The organism is Haemophilus sp. HN_Hi08, assembly GCF_049824455.1.
Classification (GTDB): Bacteria; Pseudomonadota; Gammaproteobacteria; order Enterobacterales; family Pasteurellaceae; genus Haemophilus; species Haemophilus influenzae_D.
On the sequence record NZ_CP187493.1, the window covers coordinates 419,790 to 439,912 of the forward strand.

At 36.5% G+C, this 20,123-nt stretch carries 23 protein-coding genes; 14 read left to right on the forward strand and 9 right to left on the reverse strand.

The window, feature by feature from the left end; all coding sequences use genetic code 11:
• The first annotated feature begins 40 nt into the window (after positions 1-40).
• The 4 genes from zwf (at position 41) to gnd (ending at position 4,197) form a co-directional block, all read left to right on the forward strand.
• Positions 41-1,525, forward strand: coding sequence for a glucose-6-phosphate dehydrogenase (zwf, locus tag ACPT8O_RS02110; RefSeq protein WP_005690241.1), 1,485 nt, complete (start codon positions 41-43; stop codon positions 1,523-1,525).
• Positions 1,526-1,613: 88 nt separating this feature from the next.
• Positions 1,614-2,312: a 6-phosphogluconolactonase gene (pgl, locus tag ACPT8O_RS02115; RefSeq protein WP_021034505.1), complete on the forward strand. Its 699-nt coding sequence runs from the start codon at positions 1,614-1,616 to the stop codon at positions 2,310-2,312.
• A complete protein-coding gene (locus tag ACPT8O_RS02120) occupies positions 2,312-2,644 on the forward strand; it encodes a hypothetical protein (RefSeq protein WP_021034504.1) in 333 nt (110 codons plus the stop codon). The genes pgl and ACPT8O_RS02120 overlap by 1 nt, the downstream gene beginning before the upstream one ends.
• Before the next feature lie 98 nt (positions 2,645-2,742).
• The gene (gene gnd / locus ACPT8O_RS02125; RefSeq protein ID WP_041175253.1) at positions 2,743-4,197 is read left to right on the forward strand and encodes a decarboxylating NADP(+)-dependent phosphogluconate dehydrogenase; all 1,455 of its coding nucleotides are present in this window, start codon (positions 2,743-2,745) and stop codon (positions 4,195-4,197) included.
• A gap of 124 nt (positions 4,198-4,321) precedes the next feature.
• Here the strand turns inward: gnd and ACPT8O_RS02130 are convergent, their stop codons facing one another.
• Positions 4,322-4,945, reverse strand: coding sequence for a glucose-6-phosphate 1-dehydrogenase family protein (locus ACPT8O_RS02130; protein WP_021034502.1), 624 nt, complete (start codon positions 4,943-4,945; stop codon positions 4,322-4,324).
• Between the two features lie 9 nt (positions 4,946-4,954).
• Positions 4,955-5,782, reverse strand: coding sequence for a bis(5'-nucleosyl)-tetraphosphatase (symmetrical) ApaH (apaH, locus tag ACPT8O_RS02135; protein ID WP_041175252.1), 828 nt, complete (start codon positions 5,780-5,782; stop codon positions 4,955-4,957).
• A 118-nt stretch (positions 5,783-5,900) separates the two neighbouring features.
• On the opposite strand from apaH, the gene ACPT8O_RS02140 reads away from it, so the two are divergent.
• Positions 5,901-6,761, forward strand: a complete 861-nt coding sequence (locus ACPT8O_RS02140) for a glycosyltransferase family 25 protein (protein WP_105883335.1) — start codon at positions 5,901-5,903, stop codon at positions 6,759-6,761.
• Positions 6,762-6,800: 39 nt separating this feature from the next.
• Here ACPT8O_RS02140 and rsmA read toward each other — a convergent pair whose 3' ends face one another.
• From rsmA to ACPT8O_RS02155, 3 genes are all read right to left on the reverse strand, one after another.
• Positions 6,801-7,664 (reverse strand): 16S rRNA (adenine(1518)-N(6)/adenine(1519)-N(6))-dimethyltransferase RsmA, encoded by an 864-nt coding sequence (gene rsmA / locus ACPT8O_RS02145; protein WP_005660972.1) that lies wholly within the window; start codon positions 7,662-7,664, stop codon positions 6,801-6,803.
• An 83-nt stretch (positions 7,665-7,747) separates the two neighbouring features.
• Complete coding sequence (locus ACPT8O_RS02150) at positions 7,748-8,800, reverse strand: glycosyltransferase (RefSeq protein ID WP_021034499.1); 1,053 nt, start codon at positions 8,798-8,800, stop codon at positions 7,748-7,750.
• Positions 8,801-8,830: 30 nt separating this feature from the next.
• A complete protein-coding gene (locus tag ACPT8O_RS02155; RefSeq protein ID WP_021034498.1) occupies positions 8,831-9,667 on the reverse strand; it encodes a glycosyltransferase family 25 protein in 837 nt (278 codons plus the stop codon).
• Positions 9,668-9,801: 134 nt separating this feature from the next.
• Between ACPT8O_RS02155 and infA the strand changes: the two genes are divergently transcribed.
• From infA to tpx, 7 genes are all read left to right on the forward strand, one after another.
• Positions 9,802-10,020 (forward strand): translation initiation factor IF-1, encoded by a 219-nt coding sequence (infA, locus tag ACPT8O_RS02160; RefSeq protein WP_005627617.1) that lies wholly within the window; start codon positions 9,802-9,804, stop codon positions 10,018-10,020.
• Positions 10,021-10,211: 191 nt separating this feature from the next.
• The gene (gene rpsF / locus ACPT8O_RS02165; protein ID WP_005627620.1) at positions 10,212-10,589 is read left to right on the forward strand and encodes a 30S ribosomal protein S6; all 378 of its coding nucleotides are present in this window, start codon (positions 10,212-10,214) and stop codon (positions 10,587-10,589) included.
• Positions 10,576-10,902: a primosomal replication protein N gene (priB, locus tag ACPT8O_RS02170; RefSeq protein ID WP_041175251.1), complete on the forward strand. Its 327-nt coding sequence runs from the start codon at positions 10,576-10,578 to the stop codon at positions 10,900-10,902. Before rpsF ends, priB begins: the two co-directional genes overlap by 14 nt.
• A gap of 12 nt (positions 10,903-10,914) precedes the next feature.
• Complete coding sequence (gene rpsR, locus ACPT8O_RS02175; protein WP_005598105.1) at positions 10,915-11,142, forward strand: 30S ribosomal protein S18; 228 nt, start codon at positions 10,915-10,917, stop codon at positions 11,140-11,142.
• A gap of 16 nt (positions 11,143-11,158) precedes the next feature.
• Positions 11,159-11,608 carry a 50S ribosomal protein L9 gene (gene rplI, locus ACPT8O_RS02180; RefSeq protein ID WP_005660979.1) on the forward strand — a complete coding sequence of 150 codons (450 nt, stop codon included), beginning with the start codon at positions 11,159-11,161 and terminating at the stop codon, positions 11,606-11,608.
• A gap of 606 nt (positions 11,609-12,214) precedes the next feature.
• A complete protein-coding gene (locus ACPT8O_RS02185) occupies positions 12,215-12,430 on the forward strand; it encodes a DUF1440 domain-containing protein (RefSeq protein ID WP_021034495.1) in 216 nt (71 codons plus the stop codon).
• A gap of 142 nt (positions 12,431-12,572) precedes the next feature.
• Positions 12,573-13,070 (forward strand): thiol peroxidase, encoded by a 498-nt coding sequence (tpx, locus tag ACPT8O_RS02190; RefSeq protein ID WP_021034494.1) that lies wholly within the window; start codon positions 12,573-12,575, stop codon positions 13,068-13,070.
• A gap of 219 nt (positions 13,071-13,289) precedes the next feature.
• Here the strand turns inward: tpx and dapF are convergent, their stop codons facing one another.
• Both dapF and lexA read right to left on the reverse strand, forming a co-directional pair.
• Positions 13,290-14,114, reverse strand: coding sequence for a diaminopimelate epimerase (dapF, locus tag ACPT8O_RS02195; RefSeq protein WP_021034493.1), 825 nt, complete (start codon positions 14,112-14,114; stop codon positions 13,290-13,292).
• A 142-nt stretch (positions 14,115-14,256) separates the two neighbouring features.
• Positions 14,257-14,880: a transcriptional repressor LexA gene (gene lexA, locus ACPT8O_RS02200; protein ID WP_005648504.1), complete on the reverse strand. Its 624-nt coding sequence runs from the start codon at positions 14,878-14,880 to the stop codon at positions 14,257-14,259.
• A 253-nt stretch (positions 14,881-15,133) separates the two neighbouring features.
• On the opposite strand from lexA, the gene plsB reads away from it, so the two are divergent.
• Entirely contained in the window at positions 15,134-17,566 is a 2,433-nt protein-coding gene (plsB, locus tag ACPT8O_RS02205; RefSeq protein WP_041175250.1) for a glycerol-3-phosphate 1-O-acyltransferase PlsB, read from the forward strand.
• A 79-nt stretch (positions 17,567-17,645) separates the two neighbouring features.
• Here the strand turns inward: plsB and ACPT8O_RS02210 are convergent, their stop codons facing one another.
• Positions 17,646-18,980 carry an NAD(P)/FAD-dependent oxidoreductase gene (locus ACPT8O_RS02210; RefSeq protein ID WP_021034491.1) on the reverse strand — a complete coding sequence of 445 codons (1,335 nt, stop codon included), beginning with the start codon at positions 18,978-18,980 and terminating at the stop codon, positions 17,646-17,648.
• A 167-nt stretch (positions 18,981-19,147) separates the two neighbouring features.
• On the reverse strand, positions 19,148-19,387 hold the full coding sequence (gene tusA / locus ACPT8O_RS02215; protein WP_021034490.1) for a sulfurtransferase TusA: 240 nt from the start codon (positions 19,385-19,387) through the stop codon (positions 19,148-19,150).
• Between the two features lie 115 nt (positions 19,388-19,502).
• On the opposite strand from tusA, the gene ACPT8O_RS02220 reads away from it, so the two are divergent.
• A complete protein-coding gene (locus tag ACPT8O_RS02220; protein WP_041175249.1) occupies positions 19,503-20,123 on the forward strand; it encodes a YigZ family protein in 621 nt (206 codons plus the stop codon).

Here is a 20,123-nt window from a genome sequence, read left to right on the forward strand (position 1 = left end):
ATTATTTTCGACATTACTCGGAATCTTATAAGGAATAATTATGCAAACAGATAATAACTGTATCGTCATCTTTGGCGCGTCTGGTGACTTAACTCACCGTAAACTCATTCCAGCTCTTTATAATCTCTATAAAATCGGGCGTTTGAGTGAAAACTTTTCCGTTCTGGGTGTTGCACGTTCTGAGTTGAACGATGAAACTTTCCGCGAAAAAATGCGTGAGGCGTTAATCCATAATGAAGAAACAACACCAGAAACCTTAGATGCTTTCTGCTCTCATCTTTATTACCAAGCTGTGAATACATCTGATGCTCAAGATTATGGCAAACTTGTTCCACGTTTAGACGAGCTTCACGATAAATATCAAACCTGTGGTAACACCCTTTACTATATGTCCACTCCGCCAAGTCTTTATGGCGTGATTCCTGAGTGTTTGGCTGCTCATGGTTTAAATACGGAAGAATATGGCTGGAAACGTATTATCGTTGAAAAACCTTTTGGTTACGATGAAAAAACAGCACAAGCATTAGACGTACAAATCCACCATTTCTTTGAAGAACACCAAATTTATCGTATCGATCATTATTTAGGTAAAGAAACCGTTCAAAACTTGCTCGTATTACGTTTCTCAAATGGTTGGTTTGAACCGCTTTGGAACCGTAATTTCATTGATTATGTAGAAATTACTGGCGCAGAATCTATCGGTGTGGAAGAGCGCGGTGGCTATTATGATGGTTCTGGCGCAATGCGCGATATGTTCCAAAACCATTTATTGCAAGTATTAGCGATGGTGGCAATGGAGCCGCCTGCGATTATTAATGCGAATTCAATGCGTGATGAAGTAGCAAAAGTGATGCATAGTTTGCGTCCATTAACCGCCGAAGATATGGAGCATAATCTCGTTTTAGGTCAATACACTGCGGCTGAAATTAACGGCAAAATGGAAAATGGCTATTTAGAAGAAAAAGGCGTACCGACAGATTCTCGCACTGAAACCTACATCGCATTGCGTTGTGAAATTGAAAACTGGCGTTGGGCTGGTGTGCCGTTCTATGTCCGCACGGGTAAACGCTTACCAGCTCGTGTGACTGAAATTGTGATCCATTTTAAAACCACGCCACATCCTGTATTCAGCCAAAATGCACCAGAGAATAAATTGATTATTCGTATTCAACCTGATGAAGCGATTTCAATGCGTTTTGGTTTGAAAAAACCAGGTGCAGGCTTTGAAGCGAAAGAAGTATCAATGGATTTCCGTTATGCAGATTTAGCAGGTGCGCAAGTATTAACTGCCTATGAACGCTTATTGCTAGATGCGATGAAAGGCGATGCAACCTTGTTTGCTCGTACTGATGCTGTTCACGCTGCATGGAAATTTGTGCAACCGATTTTAGATTACAAAGCGAATGGTGGTCGTATTCATGAATATGAAGCCGGCACTTGGGGACCTGTTGCTGCAGATAAATTAATCGCAAAACAAGGCAAAGTTTGGCGTAAACCAACAGGTTTAATGAAGAAAAAAGTTTAATTAATCTAATGTAGGGTGGGCTTGAGCCCACCGCTCTTAATATCTAACATAATAAATTGTGGGCTAAAGCCCACCCTACGGAAAATCAATGAATTATATCAGCTTCCCAACGGCTCAACACGCAGTCGATAAAATTGCACAAGAGTTTTTGATTTATAGTCAATTAAATCATCCCGTACATATTTCCCTTTCTGGTGGTTCAACGCCTAAGTTATTATTTAAAACCTTAGCCAAATTGCCTTATGCGGAACAAATTAACTGGAAAAATCTGCATTTTTGGTGGGGTGATGATCGTATGGTTCCATCATCTGATCCTGAAAGTAACTATGGCGAGGTGCAAAAACTTTTATTCGATCATATTCAAATTCCAACGGAAAATATCCATCGAATTCGTGGCGAAAATGAACCGCACTTTGAGCTAAAACGTTTCGAAGAAGAATTAAGTGCGGTTATTCCAAACGGTGTTTTTGATTGGATCATTTTAGGCATGGGGGCTGACGGTCATACTGCTTCTCTCTTCCCATATCAAACCAATTTTGATGATGAAAACCTAGCTGTCATTGCTAAGCACCCTGAAAGTGGTCAAATTCGCATTTCTAAAACAGCCAAACTTATTGAACAAGCCAAACGCATTACCTACTTAGTCACTGGCGAAGGCAAAGCGGAAATCCTAAAGGAAATTCAAACCATATCTTCTGAGAATTTGCCGTACCCTGCGGCTAAAATTAAAGCAAAAAATGGGGTGACGGAATGGTATTTGGATAAGGCAGCAGCGGAGTTGCTTTAATGCTGAATTTAGATAATAAAAAATTCGTTGCTGTTGAAAATACATCAAATGGTGAGGTTAGTAGCCAAACAGAATTTCATTACCATCAACAAGGTAAAATGATTTGGGCCGAATATGGTGGTGGGGAAATTTTAAAAGGCTTTTTAATTGGGAAATGGATTAACGATACTCAAATTGAATTTACGTATCAACAGTTAAATCAATCTCTAGAAAATCGTTTGGGGCGTTGTTGTACCACATTTTCCTTAGAAGAAAGTAAACTCATTGGTCATGAAAAATGGCAGTGGCTAGACACGTTAGAGCAAGGCAGCTCTTTAATTAGAGAAATTTAAAAGAAGTTTTGCTATAGAATATCTGAGACAAGCTTCTTATACTTTACAATAAATACTAAATGATAGGTGCATTCGTACCTCACAAACAGGAGAAAACAATGTCAGTAAAAGGTGACATCGGTGTTATCGGCTTAGCCGTAATGGGGCAAAACCTCATTTTAAATATGAATGATCATGGCTTTAAAGTTGTGGCGTATAACCGCACTACTTCAAAAGTAGATGAATTTTTACAAGGTGCGGCAAAAGGCACGAATATTATCGGTGCTTATTCTTTGGAAGATTTAGCTGCTAAATTGGAAAAACCACGTAAAGTGATGTTAATGGTGCGCGCAGGCGATGTAGTAGATCAATTCATTGACGCATTACTACCACACTTGGAAGAAGGCGACATCATTATTGATGGCGGTAACTCAAACTATCCTGATACCAACCGTCGTGTAAAAGCATTAGCTGAAAAAGGGATTCGCTTTATTGGTTCTGGTGTGTCTGGTGGCGAAGAAGGGGCGCGTCACGGGCCTTCAATTATGCCAGGCGGTAATCAAGAAGCGTGGCAGTATGTGAAACCTATTTTCCAAGCAATCTCAGCTAAAACAGAACAAGGCGAACCTTGTTGTGACTGGGTCGGCGGCGAAGGTGCTGGTCATTTTGTGAAAATGGTTCACAATGGTATCGAATATGGCGATATGCAGTTAATTTGCGAAGCATACCAATTCTTAAAAGAAGGTTTAGGCTTGAGTTATGACGAAATGCAATCTATCTTCGCAGAATGGAAAAAAACGGAACTTGATAGTTATTTGATTGATATTACTACCGATATTCTTGGTTATAAAGATGTAGATGGACAGCCATTAGTCGAAAAAATCTTGGATACTGCGGGTCAAAAAGGGACAGGTAAATGGACAGGTATCAATGCGTTAGATTTTGGTATTCCATTAACTTTAATCACTGAATCCGTTTTTGCACGCTGCGTGTCTTCCTTCAAAGATCAACGTGTTGCGGCTAATCAATTATTCGGCAAAACCATTGCCCCAGTTGAAGGCGACAAAAAAGTATGGATTGAAGCGGTACGCAAAGCATTATTAGCGTCAAAAATCATTTCTTACGCACAAGGCTTTATGCTGATTCGTGAAGCTTCTGAACAATTTGGTTGGGACATCAACTACGGTGCAACGGCATTATTATGGCGTGAAGGTTGTATTATCCGCAGCCGTTTCTTAGGTAATATTCGCGATGCTTATGAAGCCAATCCAAATCTTGTTTTCTTAGGTTCAGATAGCTACTTCAAAGGCATTTTAGAAAACGCATTAAGTGACTGGCGTAAAGTGGTGGCAAAATCTATCGAAGTGGGTATCCCAATGCCTTGTATGGCATCGGCTATTACGTTCTTAGATGGCTATACTTCAGCACGTTTACCTGCAAACTTATTGCAAGCTCAACGCGACTATTTCGGTGCACACACTTACGAGCGTACAGATAAACCACGTGGAGAGTTTTTCCACACCAACTGGACTGGTCGTGGCGGTAATACAGCATCAACTACTTATGATGTGTAGTTAAAACATTGATAAAAATTACCGCACTTTGAACTGTTGCGGTAAATTTGGATAGCTTATTAATTCGCTAAAATATTGAGCTCTGCATAATGTAGAGCTCAATTGTTTATAATAAGAGGATGCTTTATTGATGGCAACGATCGTACAGAGATTGTAATTGTTGAATGGTTTGCGTGATTAATAAAACGGGATCGATTTGATGAAGTTCAGCTTTTTCAATGCTTTTCCCTATGCACCAAAAATCCTCATCTGAACGCAAGAGAAGATCTTTTTCAGAAATGCTCTTTACTTGGCGAAAATCATCATATTCGCTTTCATCTTCTCTCCAAATATCAAAATCAGCAAATTGTTTGAAATCAAATTGATCAAGCCATTGATTATATTGTTGTACATTAATTTGTGAGCGATCTGCACGATAGCAATGCCAATCTAAACACACTCTTAGTCGGCGACGATTTAATAGAACAGAAAAGATTGCTGCAGAATTTTGGTTAAATTCGTATTTAAAATAAGCGAAGAAATGCGCGCGTACCTGCCAGCCATTCGTCCAACTTTCAATATGCGGTTTCGCAAAAGGTGTACCAAGCTGCTTTGCGACTTCTTGAATAATCGCTTTCCAGTTATCCCAATGTAATTTGTAATCCGATTTAATTGCCGGAATATCTTCTGGGCAGAATTTCTTCATTTGGGCGAATTGGTAGAAAGGAATATTGAACAGTTCGCAAGATTCAGCCGTAAGCGAGAGCATAGCGTTTCCTTAAAAATCACTGTAATTTTTGACCGCACTTTGCGTGAAGAACTGTTTGTCTTCCCAACGCAGCAGGGTCATTCGATTATTCCATACACAACCGGTATCCAAGGCATAAATACCTTTTGGGGTAGGCTCATCCACTAAACTTGCCCAATGCCCAAAGACAATGGGAATTTGTTTATAAAGTGGATTATCTAAATTAAACCAAGGCGTGAGCTCAGTTGGCGCATCTTTTAAAGGAGATTTACAGGCAAAATCAAAGCGATGATCCAAATAGCAAAAACGCATTCGAGTGAAAGCATTAATAATGTAACGATGACGTGCTAAGCCCTGCAAATCAGGCGACCAGCGATCAGGCTGTTCAGAATACATATTTTCAATAAGATAATGAAAATCGCCGTGCTGTAAAATCTGTTCAACTTCAGCTGCACAAGTTTTCGAAGTTTCCAAATTCCAATCAGGCGAAATACCTGCATGTGCCATCAGGAAGTTTAACTTTTCATTATGCACAAGTAATGGCTGATGGCGTAACCAATGAATTAGTTCATCAAAATCGGGCGCATTAAAAATGGCATCAACACGATCACGCGGTTTGACTTTTTTAATACCCAGTGCAGTCGCAATTAAGTGTAAATCATGATTGCCTAGCACGGTTTGCGCAGCATTACCAAGTGATTTTACAAAACGAAGACATTCGAGTGATTTATCCCCACGAGCCACAAGATCTCCCACAAGATAAAGTTTATCTTGAGTCGGGTTGAAATCTACACGTTCTAATAAAAGCTGTAATTCATCATAACAGCCTTGTAAATCACCGACGAAATAGGTTGCCATTTTTGACCGCTCTTTTATAAACAAATTTTGAGAATTTTAACACAGACTTTTATTGTTGATTTATTCTTTTGGTATAGTAGAATGCAAAAAATTTAGTTATTTCCATTTTTATTTAAATATGAGTGCTATTGAAAATATTGTCATTAGTATGGAAAATGCAACTGAACGTCGCAAACATATTACTAAGCAATTTGAATCAAAAAAACTTTCATTTAGTTTCTTTAATGCGTACACTTATCAATCAATCAATCAATCAATCAATCAATCAATCAATCAATCAAACTCCATATTACATAATATAGAGGAATCTAGAATACTTACTAAAGGAGAAAAAGGCTGTTTAATTAGCCATTTCTTATTATGGAATAAGTGTGTGAATGAAAATTTGGAATATCTCACAATTTTTGAAGATGATGTAATTCTTGGCGAGAATGCGGAAGTGTTTTTGGCACAAGATGAATGGTTAAAAACACGTTTTGATTTTAATGATATTTTTATTATTCGTTTAGAAACTTTTTTACAGCCAGTTAAACTTGAGAAACAAACTAAAATTCCACCTTTTTATTCTAGGAACTTTGATATTTTAAAATCGACTCACTGGGGGACGGCTGGTTATATTATTTCTCAAGGTGCGGCTAAATATGTAATTGAATATTTAAAGAATATTCCTTCTGATGAAATTGTTGCAGTTGATGAACTTATTTTTAATAAATTAGTTGATGTTGATAATTATATTGTCTATCAACTTAATCCAGCAATTTGTATTCAAGAACTCCAAGCGAATCAAAGTAAAAGTGTATTAACAAGTGGATTGGAAAAAGAACGAGAAAAACGTCCAAAAATCCGTAAGAAAAAGACATTGAAACAGCGTTTAACTCGGATAAAAGAAAATATTATACGAGCTTTAAATAGAAAAAAATGGAAAGAACAACAACGTATTAAAGAAATGCAAGGTAAAGAAATTGTCCGTTTTATGTAGAAAGCCAAGGTGTAACAAGGATTACACCTTTTATTATTTTTACTCTTCTGAATCTAATATTTCATCGTTATTAACATCTGCTGGTGGATTATCTGCCAGCCAGTTCGCTAAGCGCGCATAATCTGCGATAGCCAAATTTTCTGCACGTGCATTTAAATCAATACCAAGTGCGGTCAGATTTTCAGGTGAAAATAGTGTTGAAAGTGCATTACGCAATGTTTTGCGGCGTTGATTGAACGCTTGGGAGCAAACACGGTTCAACCAATATAAATCTTTTACAGGGTGCGGCAATTCTTTATGCGGAATTAAACGCACAACGGCTGAATCCACTTTCGGTGCTGGTTTGAATGCAGAAGGAGGTACTTCAAGTACAGGCATCACTTGGCAGAAATATTGCGCCATAATGGTTAAGCGACCATAAGCTTTGCTATTTGGCCCTGCGCATAAGCGTTTAACCACTTCTTTTTGCAGCATGAAGTGCATATCTTGAATCACATCATGATACTTAAATAAGTGGAACATTAATGGCGTAGAAATGTTATAAGGCAAGTTACCAAATACACGTAATTTTTGCCCTTTTTCTGCTAAATTCTCTGTTGTATAAAGCTCATCAAAATCAAATTGCATCGCATCTGTTTCAATAACGGTGAGCTTTTGATGTAAAAATGGATGGTGACGTAAACGTTCCGCAAGGTCTCGGTCAAGCTCTACCACAGTCAGATGATCGACAAGTTCACCAACAGGCTCTGTTAATGCGCCAAGTCCCGGACCAATTTCCACTAAGAATTGATTGGGTTGTGGGTAAATCGCCGCCACGATACCTTGAATTACAGAAGTATCATGTAAAAAGTTTTGACCAAAGCGTTTACGCGCCGTATGGCCTAAGTGTTTTTTTGAATTCATAAGTACTATTTAATAAGAAAAGTGCGGTTATTATAGAGCCTGTATTTCTTTTGTAAATTTTAGTGTAACTGTCATGGGTAATATCATTTAGCGATGAGTTCCAGTATAGCTTTAATATGATGACTCAAACTTGGATTATAACGAATACAATCCATTGGATTGAGAATACGGTGTAGCTGTTCAGATGCTTGTTTTACTGATTTTTGAATTGCCTCATCTAAAGTACTTATGTTTTCTCTAGAAAATGTATAGCCAAATTCGTTTTTTAATACTTCTAGGCATCCCATGTTTTCAGAAAAGATAACTGGCGTACCAGATAATATAGATTCTAGTCCAACAAGCCCAAATGGTTCATATTGAGATGCCATAATAGTGAAATCTGCCGCTTGATATAATTCAGGCATATTTTTGCAAAAACCAAGTGAAGAAATTTTAGGATTTTCTTCTACAGGCGTTCCTGCGACCACTAAGCGAATAGGTAACTGAGTTTTTTCAAAATATTTTTTCAAAATATCGAAACCTTTTCGCGTATGGCCAGTAGAAGGGAATAGGTAAATGATTTCATCTTTTTTGAAACCTAACTTTTCTCTGAGCTTTACTCTTTCTTCTTCATTGATTTGTGTGAATTTATCTGTATTAATAGGGGGATAAATCACATCAATTTTGTTTTCAGAGACATGATATAACTCAACGAGTTCTTTTTTCATTAATGCAGAATGAGCGATGACATATTTGGACTGATTTAAGGATTTTTGTTCACCCATGATTTTAAATCGATCTGATATGCTGGGCTTTTTCTTTGATGCTTGTAAATATCCTTTATGATTTCCACCACAAATGACCACGTCAGATAGGGTGTAAGAGGTTGTCAGAGAGATTTCTGATGTTTCTTTATATTTATTTGAAAAATAGGAAAGAAACGAGGTTCTCCATTTTTTAGGAACAAAAGAAAGATTAATCTTAATTGGATTAATTAAATTATATTCAGGTAATGCAGTATCAAACTTGGCAGAGTAAATTTTAGGTGTAATGTTTGTTTGAGATAATCCATTAATAATATCAAGAAGATATCTTTCCATTCCTCCGCCATATTGAAATTTTTGGCAAGTTAATGAAATTGTTATTAATTTAGTCATATTTTTACTTTATCAAATTATAATGTTGGATTATCTAAATGGTACTATGTGTTTAGAAATAAATAGCTTTCTGTATATTTTTCTCAATATTTTTTTAGGTTTTCCTGCTAAAGATATTAATACTGTTTTTAGTGTTCTTTTTTTCTTTACACTAAGATATTTTTGTCTTCCCGTTTCTAACTGACTATGTAATTTTATATCCTTTGGATATAGCTGTCCTTCTTGAACACATACACCTGGTGATACCTGGTATGTAAACTGATTAAATATATTAAACATTAATAAATCTATCGCGAGTAGATGGTTGGATGTGAGCGAACAGATATGAGCATTTAGTTGTTTAACTGCTTCTCTAGATATAACATACCCTGCGGCGCCACAATTTTCTGATACTAGTTTTAATATTTTTCTACCTGAATAAGGTTTAATTTTTTTATCTTTACATTTAGAAAAATTTAGGAATGTTTCAAATCTTAAAATAAATTTATCAGTTTGTTTAAAACGTTCTTCTAACCATTCATCTTCAGCTAAAAATTTGTTTGCATTCTCACCTAATAATACATCATCTTCAAAAATGTAAATATAGGGTAGATCTTCGGACAAGCATTTTTGCCATAGCATGTAATGGCTCATAAAACATGCTTTTTCTCCCTCTGTTAACTTTGCATGGAGTAGATTAGGGATAAATTTCTCCATTAACGAAGTTAGTTCTTTCGAAGGCTTTAAAGCATCAAAAAATTCAAAGGGAATGTTTTGCTGAGAGAATTCTTTTTGAATATGCTCTCGTCGTTGGTATGCTGAAGTAAGACTAATAACGTAATTTATATGCATTTGGGGATCATGCTTATTGAGAAAAGACTTCTGCATTATAGAGGTTATTTTTTTCTTTTCAATTTTATTTTAATCTTTCGTCTAACATTAAAAACGGCTATAATCCGCCCGTTTTTCTTAACTTTTCCGCCTAAAGTGCGGATAAAAATCGATTATTTTTAGAGGATACAATGGCGAAAGAAGATTGCATTGAGATGCAAGGCACAATTTTAGAGACTTTACCGAATACTATGTTCCGCGTGGAGTTGGAAAACGGTCACGTGGTTACTGCGCATATTTCTGGAAAAATGCGTAAAAACTATATCCGTATTTTGACTGGGGATAAAGTGACTGTAGAAATGACGCCTTATGATTTAAGTAAAGGACGTATTATTTTCCGCAGCCGTTAATTGCAGAATATGTGAGATAGACCGATATATATCGGTCTTCTTTTTTGCTCAAAAAGAACTCAAACTAGTTGCGGAACGTAAAAAAATCGGTATAATCCGCAACCCTTAGCCACATTGAATTTTTCGTTCCTTGCCTTTGCAGATTGGTGGCTAATCTACGTCAAAGGCTGATTAACCCGTAAGGAGCAGTAATGCGTCACTACGAAATCGTGTTTATGGTTCATCCGGACCAAAGCGAGCAAGTACCAGGTATGATCGAACGTTACACCGGTTCTGTAAAAGAAGCTGGTGGTCAAGTTCATCGCCTAGAAGATTGGGGTCGTCGCCAATTAGCGTACCCAATCAACAAATTACACAAAGCACACTATGTGCTTATGAATGTAGAAGCGCCTCAACAAGTCATCGACGAGCTAGAAACGACTTTCCGTTATAACGATGCTGTATTACGCAGTCTTGTTATCCATACTAAGCACGCCGTAACCGAAGCGTCCCCAATGAAAGCGGCTAAAGAAGAACGTAAACCTTTAGCTGAAGTTGAAAACAACGATTTTGAGGATGCTGAAGAGTAATTTGAAAATTGATAATCGTTTTTCGGTTATGGGAGTCGTTTCTCAGTTACCAAAGCGATTAAAGAGCCCTAGTGGAATTGAGCATTGCAAGTTTTTGTTAGAACATCGTTCTGAACAGATTGAAGGTGGTTTCACACGTCAAGCTTGGTTAAAGATGCCAGTTCAAATTAGTGGTAATCAATTGATAGAAAAAACTCAAAGCATTACGGTCGGTGGTAAAATTTTGGTGGTGGGATTTATTACATCACATAAAACCCAAAGTGGGTTATGCCAATTAGTTTTACATGCCGAGCAAATCGAATTTATAGATTAGGAGACTAGCCAAATGGCACGTTATTTCCGTCGTCGTAAGTTCTGCCGTTTCACAGCGGAAAATGTTGTTGAAATCGATTACAAAGATATCGCTACATTAAAGAACTATATTTCAGAAAGCGGCAAAATTGTACCTAGCCGTATTACCGGTACTCGTGCGAAGTACCAACGTCAATTAGCTCGTGCAATCAAACGCGCTCGCTATTTAGCGTTACTTCCATACACTGACAATCATCAGTAATTAAGGAGACACGGTAATGCAAGTAATTCTTTTAGATAAAATTGCTCACTTAGGTCAAGTGGGCGATCAAGTAAATGTTAAATCAGGTTTTGCACGTAACTTCTTAATCCCACAAGGTAAAGCAGTTATGGCAACTAAAGCTAACATTGAACACTTTGAAGCACGTCGTGCAGAATTAGAAGCGACAGCGGCAGCAAATCTTGCAGCAGCTCAAGCTCGTGCAGCAGAAGTTACTGCATTAGGTTCTGTGACTATCGCATCTAAAGCAGGTGATGAAGGTCGTTTATTCGGCGCAATCACTACTCGTGATGTGGCAGAAGCAGTAACTGCAGCAGGCGTTAAAATTGCGAAAAGTGAAGTTCGTTTACCAAACGGTCCAATCCGTACTCTTGGTGACCACGATGTTCGTTTCCAACTTCACGGTGAAGTATTTGCAACATTAGATGTAATCGTTGTTGCAGAATAATTTGTCAGATAGACAAAATAAAACCCAGTTTAAAACTGGGTTTTTTTATTTTCATCATATATAACAAAATTTAGAATAGGGTAATAAAAATGTATTTTAAGTCTGAATTAATATAGTATTTTAACTACTCTTTGATAATATAACGATGATTATTCATATTACTATTTTGCTCAGTATTTTTGCTAAGTAAGTTCTGAAATGGTATTGAAGATATAAGGTGGGTGGGGACAATAAATGAAATATTAGTAGGTTAAGATCCTTTATTTGTATGTGTAAATTTTCAATATGTTGGTTAAATACTATGATAAGATGGATAAAACTAGCTACTTCTCCACATTTTCTATTGATTAATATTAATTTTGTATTTTTAGATGCAATTGCTGATAAAATCAGAATAATGAATTTCTCTTTTGTTAATAAATTTTAACAAATGTTAAAACCTTATGAGCAGCCGGCTAAAGATAACCCAATTGAAGTATTTTTGTTTGATAATGTGATATAACAGGCGTAAAATCGTATATTTCCATTAACTCGGGAATTTTTATACTTTTAATTAATTTAAGGATACAACAATAAGCTTATTTTCAGAACCATCTAAACGTCGTTATGGCGTTGCAATTTTTGTTGGTATTATTGCAGGTCTTATTTACATTCCCTGCATTAGGTTTAACCCCGCCAGTAGCAGAATGGCCATTATATGAACATATCTCAGAATTAGTTGGTCATATCTTTTGGTTCTGGACAATTGAGGTCATTCGTCGTGATTTGCGTAATCGCATTACTCGCCAACCAGACGTTGATGAAGTAAATCGCAATAGATAATTCTTTTCTAAATTTAAAAAGCCACAATCAAATGATTGTGGTTTTTTATGCCATCATTTTAGATAGCTTTAATTGGTGGACATAATTAGAAAGCGTGGTATAGTTTAAACACTTTTCACTTAATCTAAATAAAGAGGATTTTATGACAGTTACATTAGCAGGAAACCCTATTGAAGTTAGTGGACATTTCCCTCAAGTGGGCGAAATAGTAGAAAACTTTATTTTAGTCGGTAATGATTTAGCCGATGTTGCATTAAACGATTTTGCAGGTAAACGCAAAGTCCTAAATATTTTTCCAAGCATCGACACAGGTGTGTGTGCGACTTCAGTACGTAAATTTAACCAACAAGCAGCAAAATTAAGTAACACCGTTGTGCTTTGTATTTCAGCAGACTTACCCTTTGCTCAAGCTCGTTTTTGTGGAGCTGAAGGGATTGAAAATGCCAAAACAGTTTCGACTTTCCGTAACCATGCATTACACGCACAATTAGGCGTAGATATTCAAACTGGTCCGTTAGCAGGTCTAACTTCTCGTGCGGTTATTGTGTTAGATGAGCAAAATAATGTTTTACACAGCCAGTTAGTTGAAGAAATTAAAGAAGAACCAAACTATGAAGCTGCATTGGTAGTGTTAGCGTAGTAGATAGAAGATTGAAAACAAGAACCGCCGAAAGGCGGTTTTTTTATTATGCTAATAATCTCTTTCTTTGAGTAAAAAATCTAGAGATTGTATGAAAAATGCTTGTTCTGATTACTTAAAGTTATCAAACAGTTCAATAAAAATATATTTAGATACAAAATGTTTACGCTTATTTAAGAAAAACTCCTCATCTTTTTTTAAGATAAATGGGGAAAAATATTAAAGCGTTATAAACCCATCATAAACATGAGTTGCCTCGCCTGTCATATAAAGTGGATGACCAACGCCATTCCATTCAATGATTAATGAACCGCCTGGTAAATCTACTTGGACATTGTTGTTTAATAAGCCTTGCATAATTCCAACTGCAACAGCTGCACAAGCTCCACTTCCACAGGCTTGAGTTTCTCCTGCACCACGTTCATAAACTCTAAGCTTAATATGTTCTTTGTTGATGATTTGCATAAAACCAGCATTGACACGCTCAGGAAAGCGTTCGTGGCTTTCTAGTAAGGGACCAAGTTGTTCAACATTGGCTGTTTGAATATCATCTACTTGTACAACACAATGAGGATTGCCCATTGAAACTGTACCGCATAATACGGTTTGAATATCTGTACGCAGAATATAATTTTTCTCAAATTTATTTGCGGTAAATGGAATTTTTGCAGGTTCCCAAATTGGCTCGCCCATATTCACACGAATTTGATTATCATCTTTTACCGTTAAAATCATATTACCCTTTTGTGTACTAACCGAGATGTCTTTCTTGTTAGTTAATCCTTTTAATGTCACAAAACGAGCAAAACAACGAGCTCCATTTCCGCATTGTGAAACTTCACTTCCATCAGCATTAAAAATTCTATAATGAAAGTCGAGTTCGGGATCGTAAGGAGCTTCAACAATTAAAAGTTGATCAAACCCAATTCCACAATGGCGATTGGCTAAACGTTGAATCGTTTCTGGAGTAAAAAACACATTTTGAGTGACTCCATCAACCACAACAAAATCGTTACCTAATCCGTGCATTTTGGAAAACTGCATTTTTCCATCCTTTGTATAAATTCAAGATTTTTGCATTATAAAGAGCAGCAAAAATCATCGCAAATAAAGAACTCTAGTATAAGCAAAGTGCGGTAAAAATACCGTAAATTTTTACCGCACTTTATTCATTCTTGGTATCAGATTACATCCAAGCGTTATTACGAATAATTCCTACTGCAATACCTTCAATTTCAAAATTTTTTTGTTCTTCAAGATTGACTACTATAGGATCAAATTCTTCATTTTCTGCGTGTAGATAAATGATAGAACCTTTTTTCTCAAGACGTTTTACTGTTACTTCATCTTCAATACGTGCAACCACAATTTGTCCGTTACGTACATCCTTAGTACTATGCACAGCTAATAAATCACCATCTAAGATACCAACATTTTTCATTGATAACCCATAGACTTTAAGTAAGAAGTCGGCTTGTGGTTTAAACATATCTGCATCTACTCGATATGTCGCTTCAATATGTTGCTCTGCAAGAATCGGTTCTCCAGCAGCTACGCGTCCTACAAGCGGTAAACCGTCAAATTCATCATTCGAACTATTGTCTAAAATACGAATACCACGAGATGCGCCGGGAATAATTTCAATTGCACCTTTACGTGAAAGTGCTTTTAAATGTTCTTCTGCGGCATTTGCAGATTTAAAGCCTAATTCACGAGATATTTCTGCCCGTGTTGGTGGCATACCTGTTGTTTCCAAATGGCGTTTTAATAAATCCAACACTTCTTGTTGGCGTGCGGTTAATGGTCTCATATACACTCCTGTTCTTAAATACAGATAACTGGTATTGTATACAGATTATGTAAAGTTGCAACTGTTATTTTTTAAATCTGTGTATTAAGTTACATTTTGTCGCCAAATTTTCTAAATTAGTTGAGATCGGATGTGTTAAAATATTTGAGTTTTTAGATGATAAAAACACCAAAGGGCTAAAAATAGTTCTATTCACAAACTGCTTTTAAACGTCTATAAGATCTACAAACTTATAACAAAGAGAAAATTTATTATGGCAAATTTTATAAATATGTATCGCCAATTATTGAGCTTGCCGCTGTCTGCATTGGTGAAAAATAATCCTATTCCCGCCAATCCAATCGAAGAGCTTTCACTTAATATTCATCAACCTATTGTTTATGTTTTGCCTTATACATCTCAAACTGATTTCGTTATTTTCCGCCGAAATTGCTTAGCGTTAGGCTTGCCCGATCCCGCAGAGAAAAATGAAATTAATGACGTTAAGTTACCACGTTATGTATATTTAGACGAAGGTCGTCGAATTTTTAAATCGAAAGGTGCGAAAGACGAGACCATCACCATTTTTAATAAATACCTTGAATTACACCGCACTTCTGAAAGTTTAGATGTGCAACTTATTCCTGTTTCTGTTCTTTGGGGACGCTCTCCCGGACAAGAAGATAAATCAGATTTGCCCAATTTGCGTTTATTAAATGGTATACAAAAAACATTTGCAGCAATTTGGTTTGGACGTGATACTTTTGTGCGTTTTTCTCAAGCGGTTTCATTACGTTATATGGTAGTTGAACATGGCTCAGATGAAAAAATTGCACAAAAGCTGGCTCGAGTTGCAAAAATGCACTTCGCAAAACAACGTATTTCAGCAACAGGCCCTCGTTTACCAAATCGTCAAGCAATGTTTAATAAACTATTGCAATCAGAAGCAATCCGACGCGCAATTGAAGATGAAGCAAAATCAAAAAATATCAGTATTGAAAAAGCACAAAAAGAAGCACATAAAATTTTAGATGAAATTGCAGCTGATGTCAGCCATTCAAGTTTACGTGCAGTAGATCGTTTTTTACGTTGGCTTTGGAATAAACTTTATTCGGGTATTGATGTGCAAAATGCGGATCGTGTCCGTAAATTAGCGTTAGAAGGTCATGAAATTGTTTATGTGCCTTGCCACCGTAGTCATATCGATTACTTATTGCTTTCTTATGTGCTTTATCATCAAGGTCTTGTTCCGCCACATATTGCGGCAGGGATTAACTTAAATTTCTGGCCTGTAGGTAGAATGTTTCGTAGTTGGGGCGCATTTTTTATTCGCCGCACTTTCAAGGGAAATCGGCTATATTCTGCCATTTTTCGCGAATATTTATCAGAACTATTCCATCGAGGCTATTCCGTTGAATATTTTATCGAGGGCGGTCGTTCTCGTACAGGTCGTTTACTTGCACCAAAAACAGGTATGATGTCTATGACACTTCAAGCATTGCAACATAGTCAAACTCGCCCGATTTCGATTGTTCCTGTTTACGTTGGTTATGAACACGTATTAGAAGTAGACACTTATGCAAAAGAGTTACGTGGTGCAGCGAAAGAAAAAGAAAATGCGGGTTTAGTGCTTCGTGTAATTAAAAAATTACGTAATCTTGGTCAGGGTTTTGTAAATTTTGGCGAGCCAATCACGCTTTCAAACTATTTGAGCCAACATTTCCCTGATTGGAAAGAGCAAAATCACGAAGAAAAACCGCAATGGTTTACACCTGCTGTGAATAATATTTCTAAACAAGTGATGATTAATATTAATAAAGCAGCAGCAGTTAATTCAATGAACCTTGTGGGCACTGCACTACTTTCATCTCGCCAGCGGGCACTTTCGCGTGAGCAACTGCTAGAACAGCTTAGTAGCCATCAACAATTGTTACAAAATGTCCCTTATTCTACGGACGTAGTGTTACCAAATGTGACACCGCAAGCAATGTTAGAACACGTATTAGCTTTAGATCGCATAGGTGTATTAATTGAAAAAGATAATTTTGGCGAAATTGTACGCTTAGAGCGTTCATCTGCTGTACTAATGACTTATTATCGCAATAATATTCAGCATCTATTCGTATTACCATCTTTAGTTGCGAGTATTATTTTGCATTACGAAGCGATCCAAAAAGATTTATTATTAGACGCGATTAGAAAAATTTACCCTTTCTTACAAGGCGAATTGTTCTTACATTTCAATGAAGATGAATTGAATGTACAAATCCATCAAATCATTAATGAATTTGCACGCCAAAGCGTTATTAATTCAAATAATAACTTCTTATCTATTAATAAATCAAAAGTACGAATTTTACAGCTTTGGTCTGCGGGAACGCGGGAAATCTTGCAACGTTATTACATTACTGTCACTATTTTACAAAAACAACCTGCTATTTCTCGAGCTGAACTTGAAAAAGAAAGCCAGCTTGTTGCTCAACGTTTATCCGTATTACACGGCATAAATGCACCAGAATTCTTTGATAAAGCGGTTTTTTCAAGCTTTATTGCAAACTTGAAAGAACAACGTTACTTTGATGAATCTGGTTATGCTGTTCTTGATAAAATAGAAGAGTTAGCTTCAACGCTTTCCCATTTGATTTCAACAGAAATTTGCTTAACTGTGAAAGGAACAATTGAAAAAGCTGAGGATCATTCTTCATAAAAAATATTGAGGGCATCATTGATGCCCTTTCTTTTATATAAATGATTTAGATGGCATTTAACGAGAAAATTATACTTAATCAATGCAATTTTAATCTTGGTTTTAAATAACGATTTAATTTATCAACGAGAATAATCAAACCAATTTTAATACAACCGTGCAAAGCGTGTTGGTGCATTCGATACAAAGAAACATAAGCAAACTGAGCAAATTTACCTTGAACGGTAAGTGGATTTTTACCAAACTTATTGGTTAGACTACCAAGTGCGGTAAAATCTGACAGCGAAACTAAAGTACCTTTGTCGTTATATTTAAAAGATTTCAGTGGTTTATTTTCAAATAATGCAAAAATATTTTTTGCACAAGCCTTTGCCATTTGATGTGCAGCTTGCGCTCTTGGCGGAACCAATTTACCATTTGATTGTATTAATGCAGCACAATCACCAATTGCAAAAATACTATCATCAACAGTAGTTTGAAGTGTATCTTTAACCACTAATTGATTGATACGATTAATTTCCAATCCATCAAATTGCTGCGTTACTGTTGAAACGCGAACCCCAGCCGCCCAAACAATAAGATCAGCCTTAATTTCCCCACCATCTTTGGTAATAAGTGTATTTGGCTGAGCTTCAGTGATCATTGTGTTTAATTGAACATTGGTGCCCATTTCTTTTAATTCATCTAGCACTGCAGCAGATAAATTTTCAGGTAATGCTGGCAATAAACGTGTTCCCGCTTCGACTAAAGTAACTTGTAAGCAAGAGCTATCAATTTTACCATAACCGTAAGAAGACAAATCTTCAGCGGCATGATAAAGTTCTGCAGTTAATTCCACACCAGTTGCTCCACCTCCCACAATAGCAATATTTACTTTATTTTCGTCTACTAATTTTTGTTTAAACTCTTCTTCGCCAATATCATCTAACGCGCGGTTTTCTGAAAATTTTAAAAATAATTCCAACAGTTTATGTTGAAAACGTAAAGCCTGTTTTGAACTATCTAAAAAAATACAATTATCTGCCACACCTTTTGTATTGAAATCATTAGATTTACTTCCAATGGCAATCACTAAATAATCGTAAGGAATTCGACGAGCAATGACAAGCATATCGCCCTCTTGCCCATAAACAGGTGCAAGTTCAACATATTTTTGTTCGCGATTAATACGTATAATTAAACCTTGCTCAAAACTGAAAAAATGATTTTTACCGTGCGCACGATAACTTAAAGAATCAACGCCATCATCCATTACACCAGTTGCAATTTCATGCAATAAGGGTTTCCATAAATGGGTGGCATTGCGATCAACCAGCGTTACTTTAGCTTGTTTTTGACGACCTAATTTATTACCCAAAAATGTCGCTAATTCAACACCGCCAGCACCCCCACCAACGATCACGACGTTTTTCATAAAGCTCTCCTAAAAGTTTAAAGTGTTAAAAATGCTACATTAATGTAATGATAACATAACAACGAAACAGGGCGGAAAACTTTCATAAAAATAACCGCACTTATATATCAAAGTGCTCTACCTCTTAAAGTTAGACCAAATAATCAATTAATCAAGGTGTAAATTTTTTATTTTCCTTTCTTTACCCAATATTTGAACGGTGGTTTTTCCACTTCACTTTGCAGTAAGGTGTGATCCATAAATTGACAGAAACTTGGAATATCTCTTGTTGTTGCAGGATCATCAGCAATAACCAAAAGTATTTCTCCATCGTTAAGATGACGAATATTTTTACGAACAAGCATGACAGGTTCTGGGCAACGTAATCCTAAAGCATCTAGGATTTGTGTGACGGAAATTTCAGACATATTCTTTTTTCTTTTGAAAAACAGAGCTATATCATACCGCGCTTACGGCAAAATTTCGACAAATCCCAGTCATCAGTGATAGACTAGTGCCATTGAAATTACCTTGAAAAAAGAAATGGCGGAATACCTCGTTCCTAAAAGTGCGGTTGTTTTTGAAGAAGAAATTAAAAAAAGCCGTTTTATTACTTATTTACAGCACACCGAAGGTTTAGAAGATGCAAGAGCTTTTTGGGCAAAGATTAAACAAGAACATCAAAATGCTCGGCATCATTGTTGGGCTGCCGTAGCAAGCAAGCCATCAGATTCTCTACAATTTGGTTTTTCTGATGATGGCGAACCTGCTGGAACGGCAGGAAAGCCAATGTTGAGTGCATTGCAAGGTAGTCAATTAGGTGAAATCAGTGCTGTGGTGGTTCGCTATTATGGCGGTATTTTGCTTGGAACGGGCGGATTGGTTCGTGCTTACGGTAATGGCGTTCAACAAGCGTTAAAGCTGATTGAAAGCGAAATTAAAGTTGAACGAACCCTTTTTAAACTTAATTGTGACTATGGGCAGCTAAATTTAGTCCAACAACTTTGTGAAAAATATCAGGTTGAGATTTTATCTCAAGATTTTCAGGTAAATATTCATTTGATTTTAGGTATTAGTGAAAAAACAATAGAGGCGTTTTCTTCAGAATTAACGGAAAAGTCTTCAGGTAGATTAGTTATTCAACTTTTAGAGATAGGCGAATAG

What these genes read in the sequence shown, in the direction of transcription:
- zwf (WP_005690241.1), top strand. Translation starts at nt 41, where the DNA reads ATGCAAACAGATAATAACTGTATCGTCATCTTTGGCGCGTCTGGTGAC.
- pgl (WP_021034505.1), top strand. Translation starts at nt 1,614, where the DNA reads ATGAATTATATCAGCTTCCCAACGGCTCAACACGCAGTCGATAAAATT.
- ACPT8O_RS02120 (WP_021034504.1), top strand. Translation starts at nt 2,312, where the DNA reads ATGCTGAATTTAGATAATAAAAAATTCGTTGCTGTTGAAAATACATCA.
- gnd (WP_041175253.1), top strand. Translation starts at nt 2,743, where the DNA reads ATGTCAGTAAAAGGTGACATCGGTGTTATCGGCTTAGCCGTAATGGGG.
- ACPT8O_RS02130 (WP_021034502.1), bottom strand. Translation starts at nt 4,945, where the DNA reads ATGCTCTCGCTTACGGCTGAATCTTGCGAACTGTTCAATATTCCTTTC.
- apaH (WP_041175252.1), bottom strand. Translation starts at nt 5,782, where the DNA reads ATGGCAACCTATTTCGTCGGTGATTTACAAGGCTGTTATGATGAATTA.
- ACPT8O_RS02140 (WP_105883335.1), top strand. Translation starts at nt 5,901, where the DNA reads ATGAGTGCTATTGAAAATATTGTCATTAGTATGGAAAATGCAACTGAA.
- rsmA (WP_005660972.1), bottom strand. Translation starts at nt 7,664, where the DNA reads ATGAATTCAAAAAAACACTTAGGCCATACGGCGCGTAAACGCTTTGGT.
- ACPT8O_RS02150 (WP_021034499.1), bottom strand. Translation starts at nt 8,800, where the DNA reads ATGACTAAATTAATAACAATTTCATTAACTTGCCAAAAATTTCAATAT.
- ACPT8O_RS02155 (WP_021034498.1), bottom strand. Translation starts at nt 9,667, where the DNA reads ATGCAGAAGTCTTTTCTCAATAAGCATGATCCCCAAATGCATATAAAT.
- infA (WP_005627617.1), top strand. Translation starts at nt 9,802, where the DNA reads ATGGCGAAAGAAGATTGCATTGAGATGCAAGGCACAATTTTAGAGACT.
- rpsF (WP_005627620.1), top strand. Translation starts at nt 10,212, where the DNA reads ATGCGTCACTACGAAATCGTGTTTATGGTTCATCCGGACCAAAGCGAG.
- priB (WP_041175251.1), top strand. Translation starts at nt 10,576, where the DNA reads ATGCTGAAGAGTAATTTGAAAATTGATAATCGTTTTTCGGTTATGGGA.
- rpsR (WP_005598105.1), top strand. Translation starts at nt 10,915, where the DNA reads ATGGCACGTTATTTCCGTCGTCGTAAGTTCTGCCGTTTCACAGCGGAA.
- rplI (WP_005660979.1), top strand. Translation starts at nt 11,159, where the DNA reads ATGCAAGTAATTCTTTTAGATAAAATTGCTCACTTAGGTCAAGTGGGC.
- ACPT8O_RS02185 (WP_021034495.1), top strand. Translation starts at nt 12,215, where the DNA reads ATGGCGTTGCAATTTTTGTTGGTATTATTGCAGGTCTTATTTACATTC.
- tpx (WP_021034494.1), top strand. Translation starts at nt 12,573, where the DNA reads ATGACAGTTACATTAGCAGGAAACCCTATTGAAGTTAGTGGACATTTC.
- dapF (WP_021034493.1), bottom strand. Translation starts at nt 14,114, where the DNA reads ATGCAGTTTTCCAAAATGCACGGATTAGGTAACGATTTTGTTGTGGTT.
- lexA (WP_005648504.1), bottom strand. Translation starts at nt 14,880, where the DNA reads ATGAGACCATTAACCGCACGCCAACAAGAAGTGTTGGATTTATTAAAA.
- plsB (WP_041175250.1), top strand. Translation starts at nt 15,134, where the DNA reads ATGGCAAATTTTATAAATATGTATCGCCAATTATTGAGCTTGCCGCTG.
- ACPT8O_RS02210 (WP_021034491.1), bottom strand. Translation starts at nt 18,980, where the DNA reads ATGAAAAACGTCGTGATCGTTGGTGGGGGTGCTGGCGGTGTTGAATTA.
- tusA (WP_021034490.1), bottom strand. Translation starts at nt 19,387, where the DNA reads ATGTCTGAAATTTCCGTCACACAAATCCTAGATGCTTTAGGATTACGT.
- ACPT8O_RS02220 (WP_041175249.1), top strand. Translation starts at nt 19,503, where the DNA reads ATGGCGGAATACCTCGTTCCTAAAAGTGCGGTTGTTTTTGAAGAAGAA.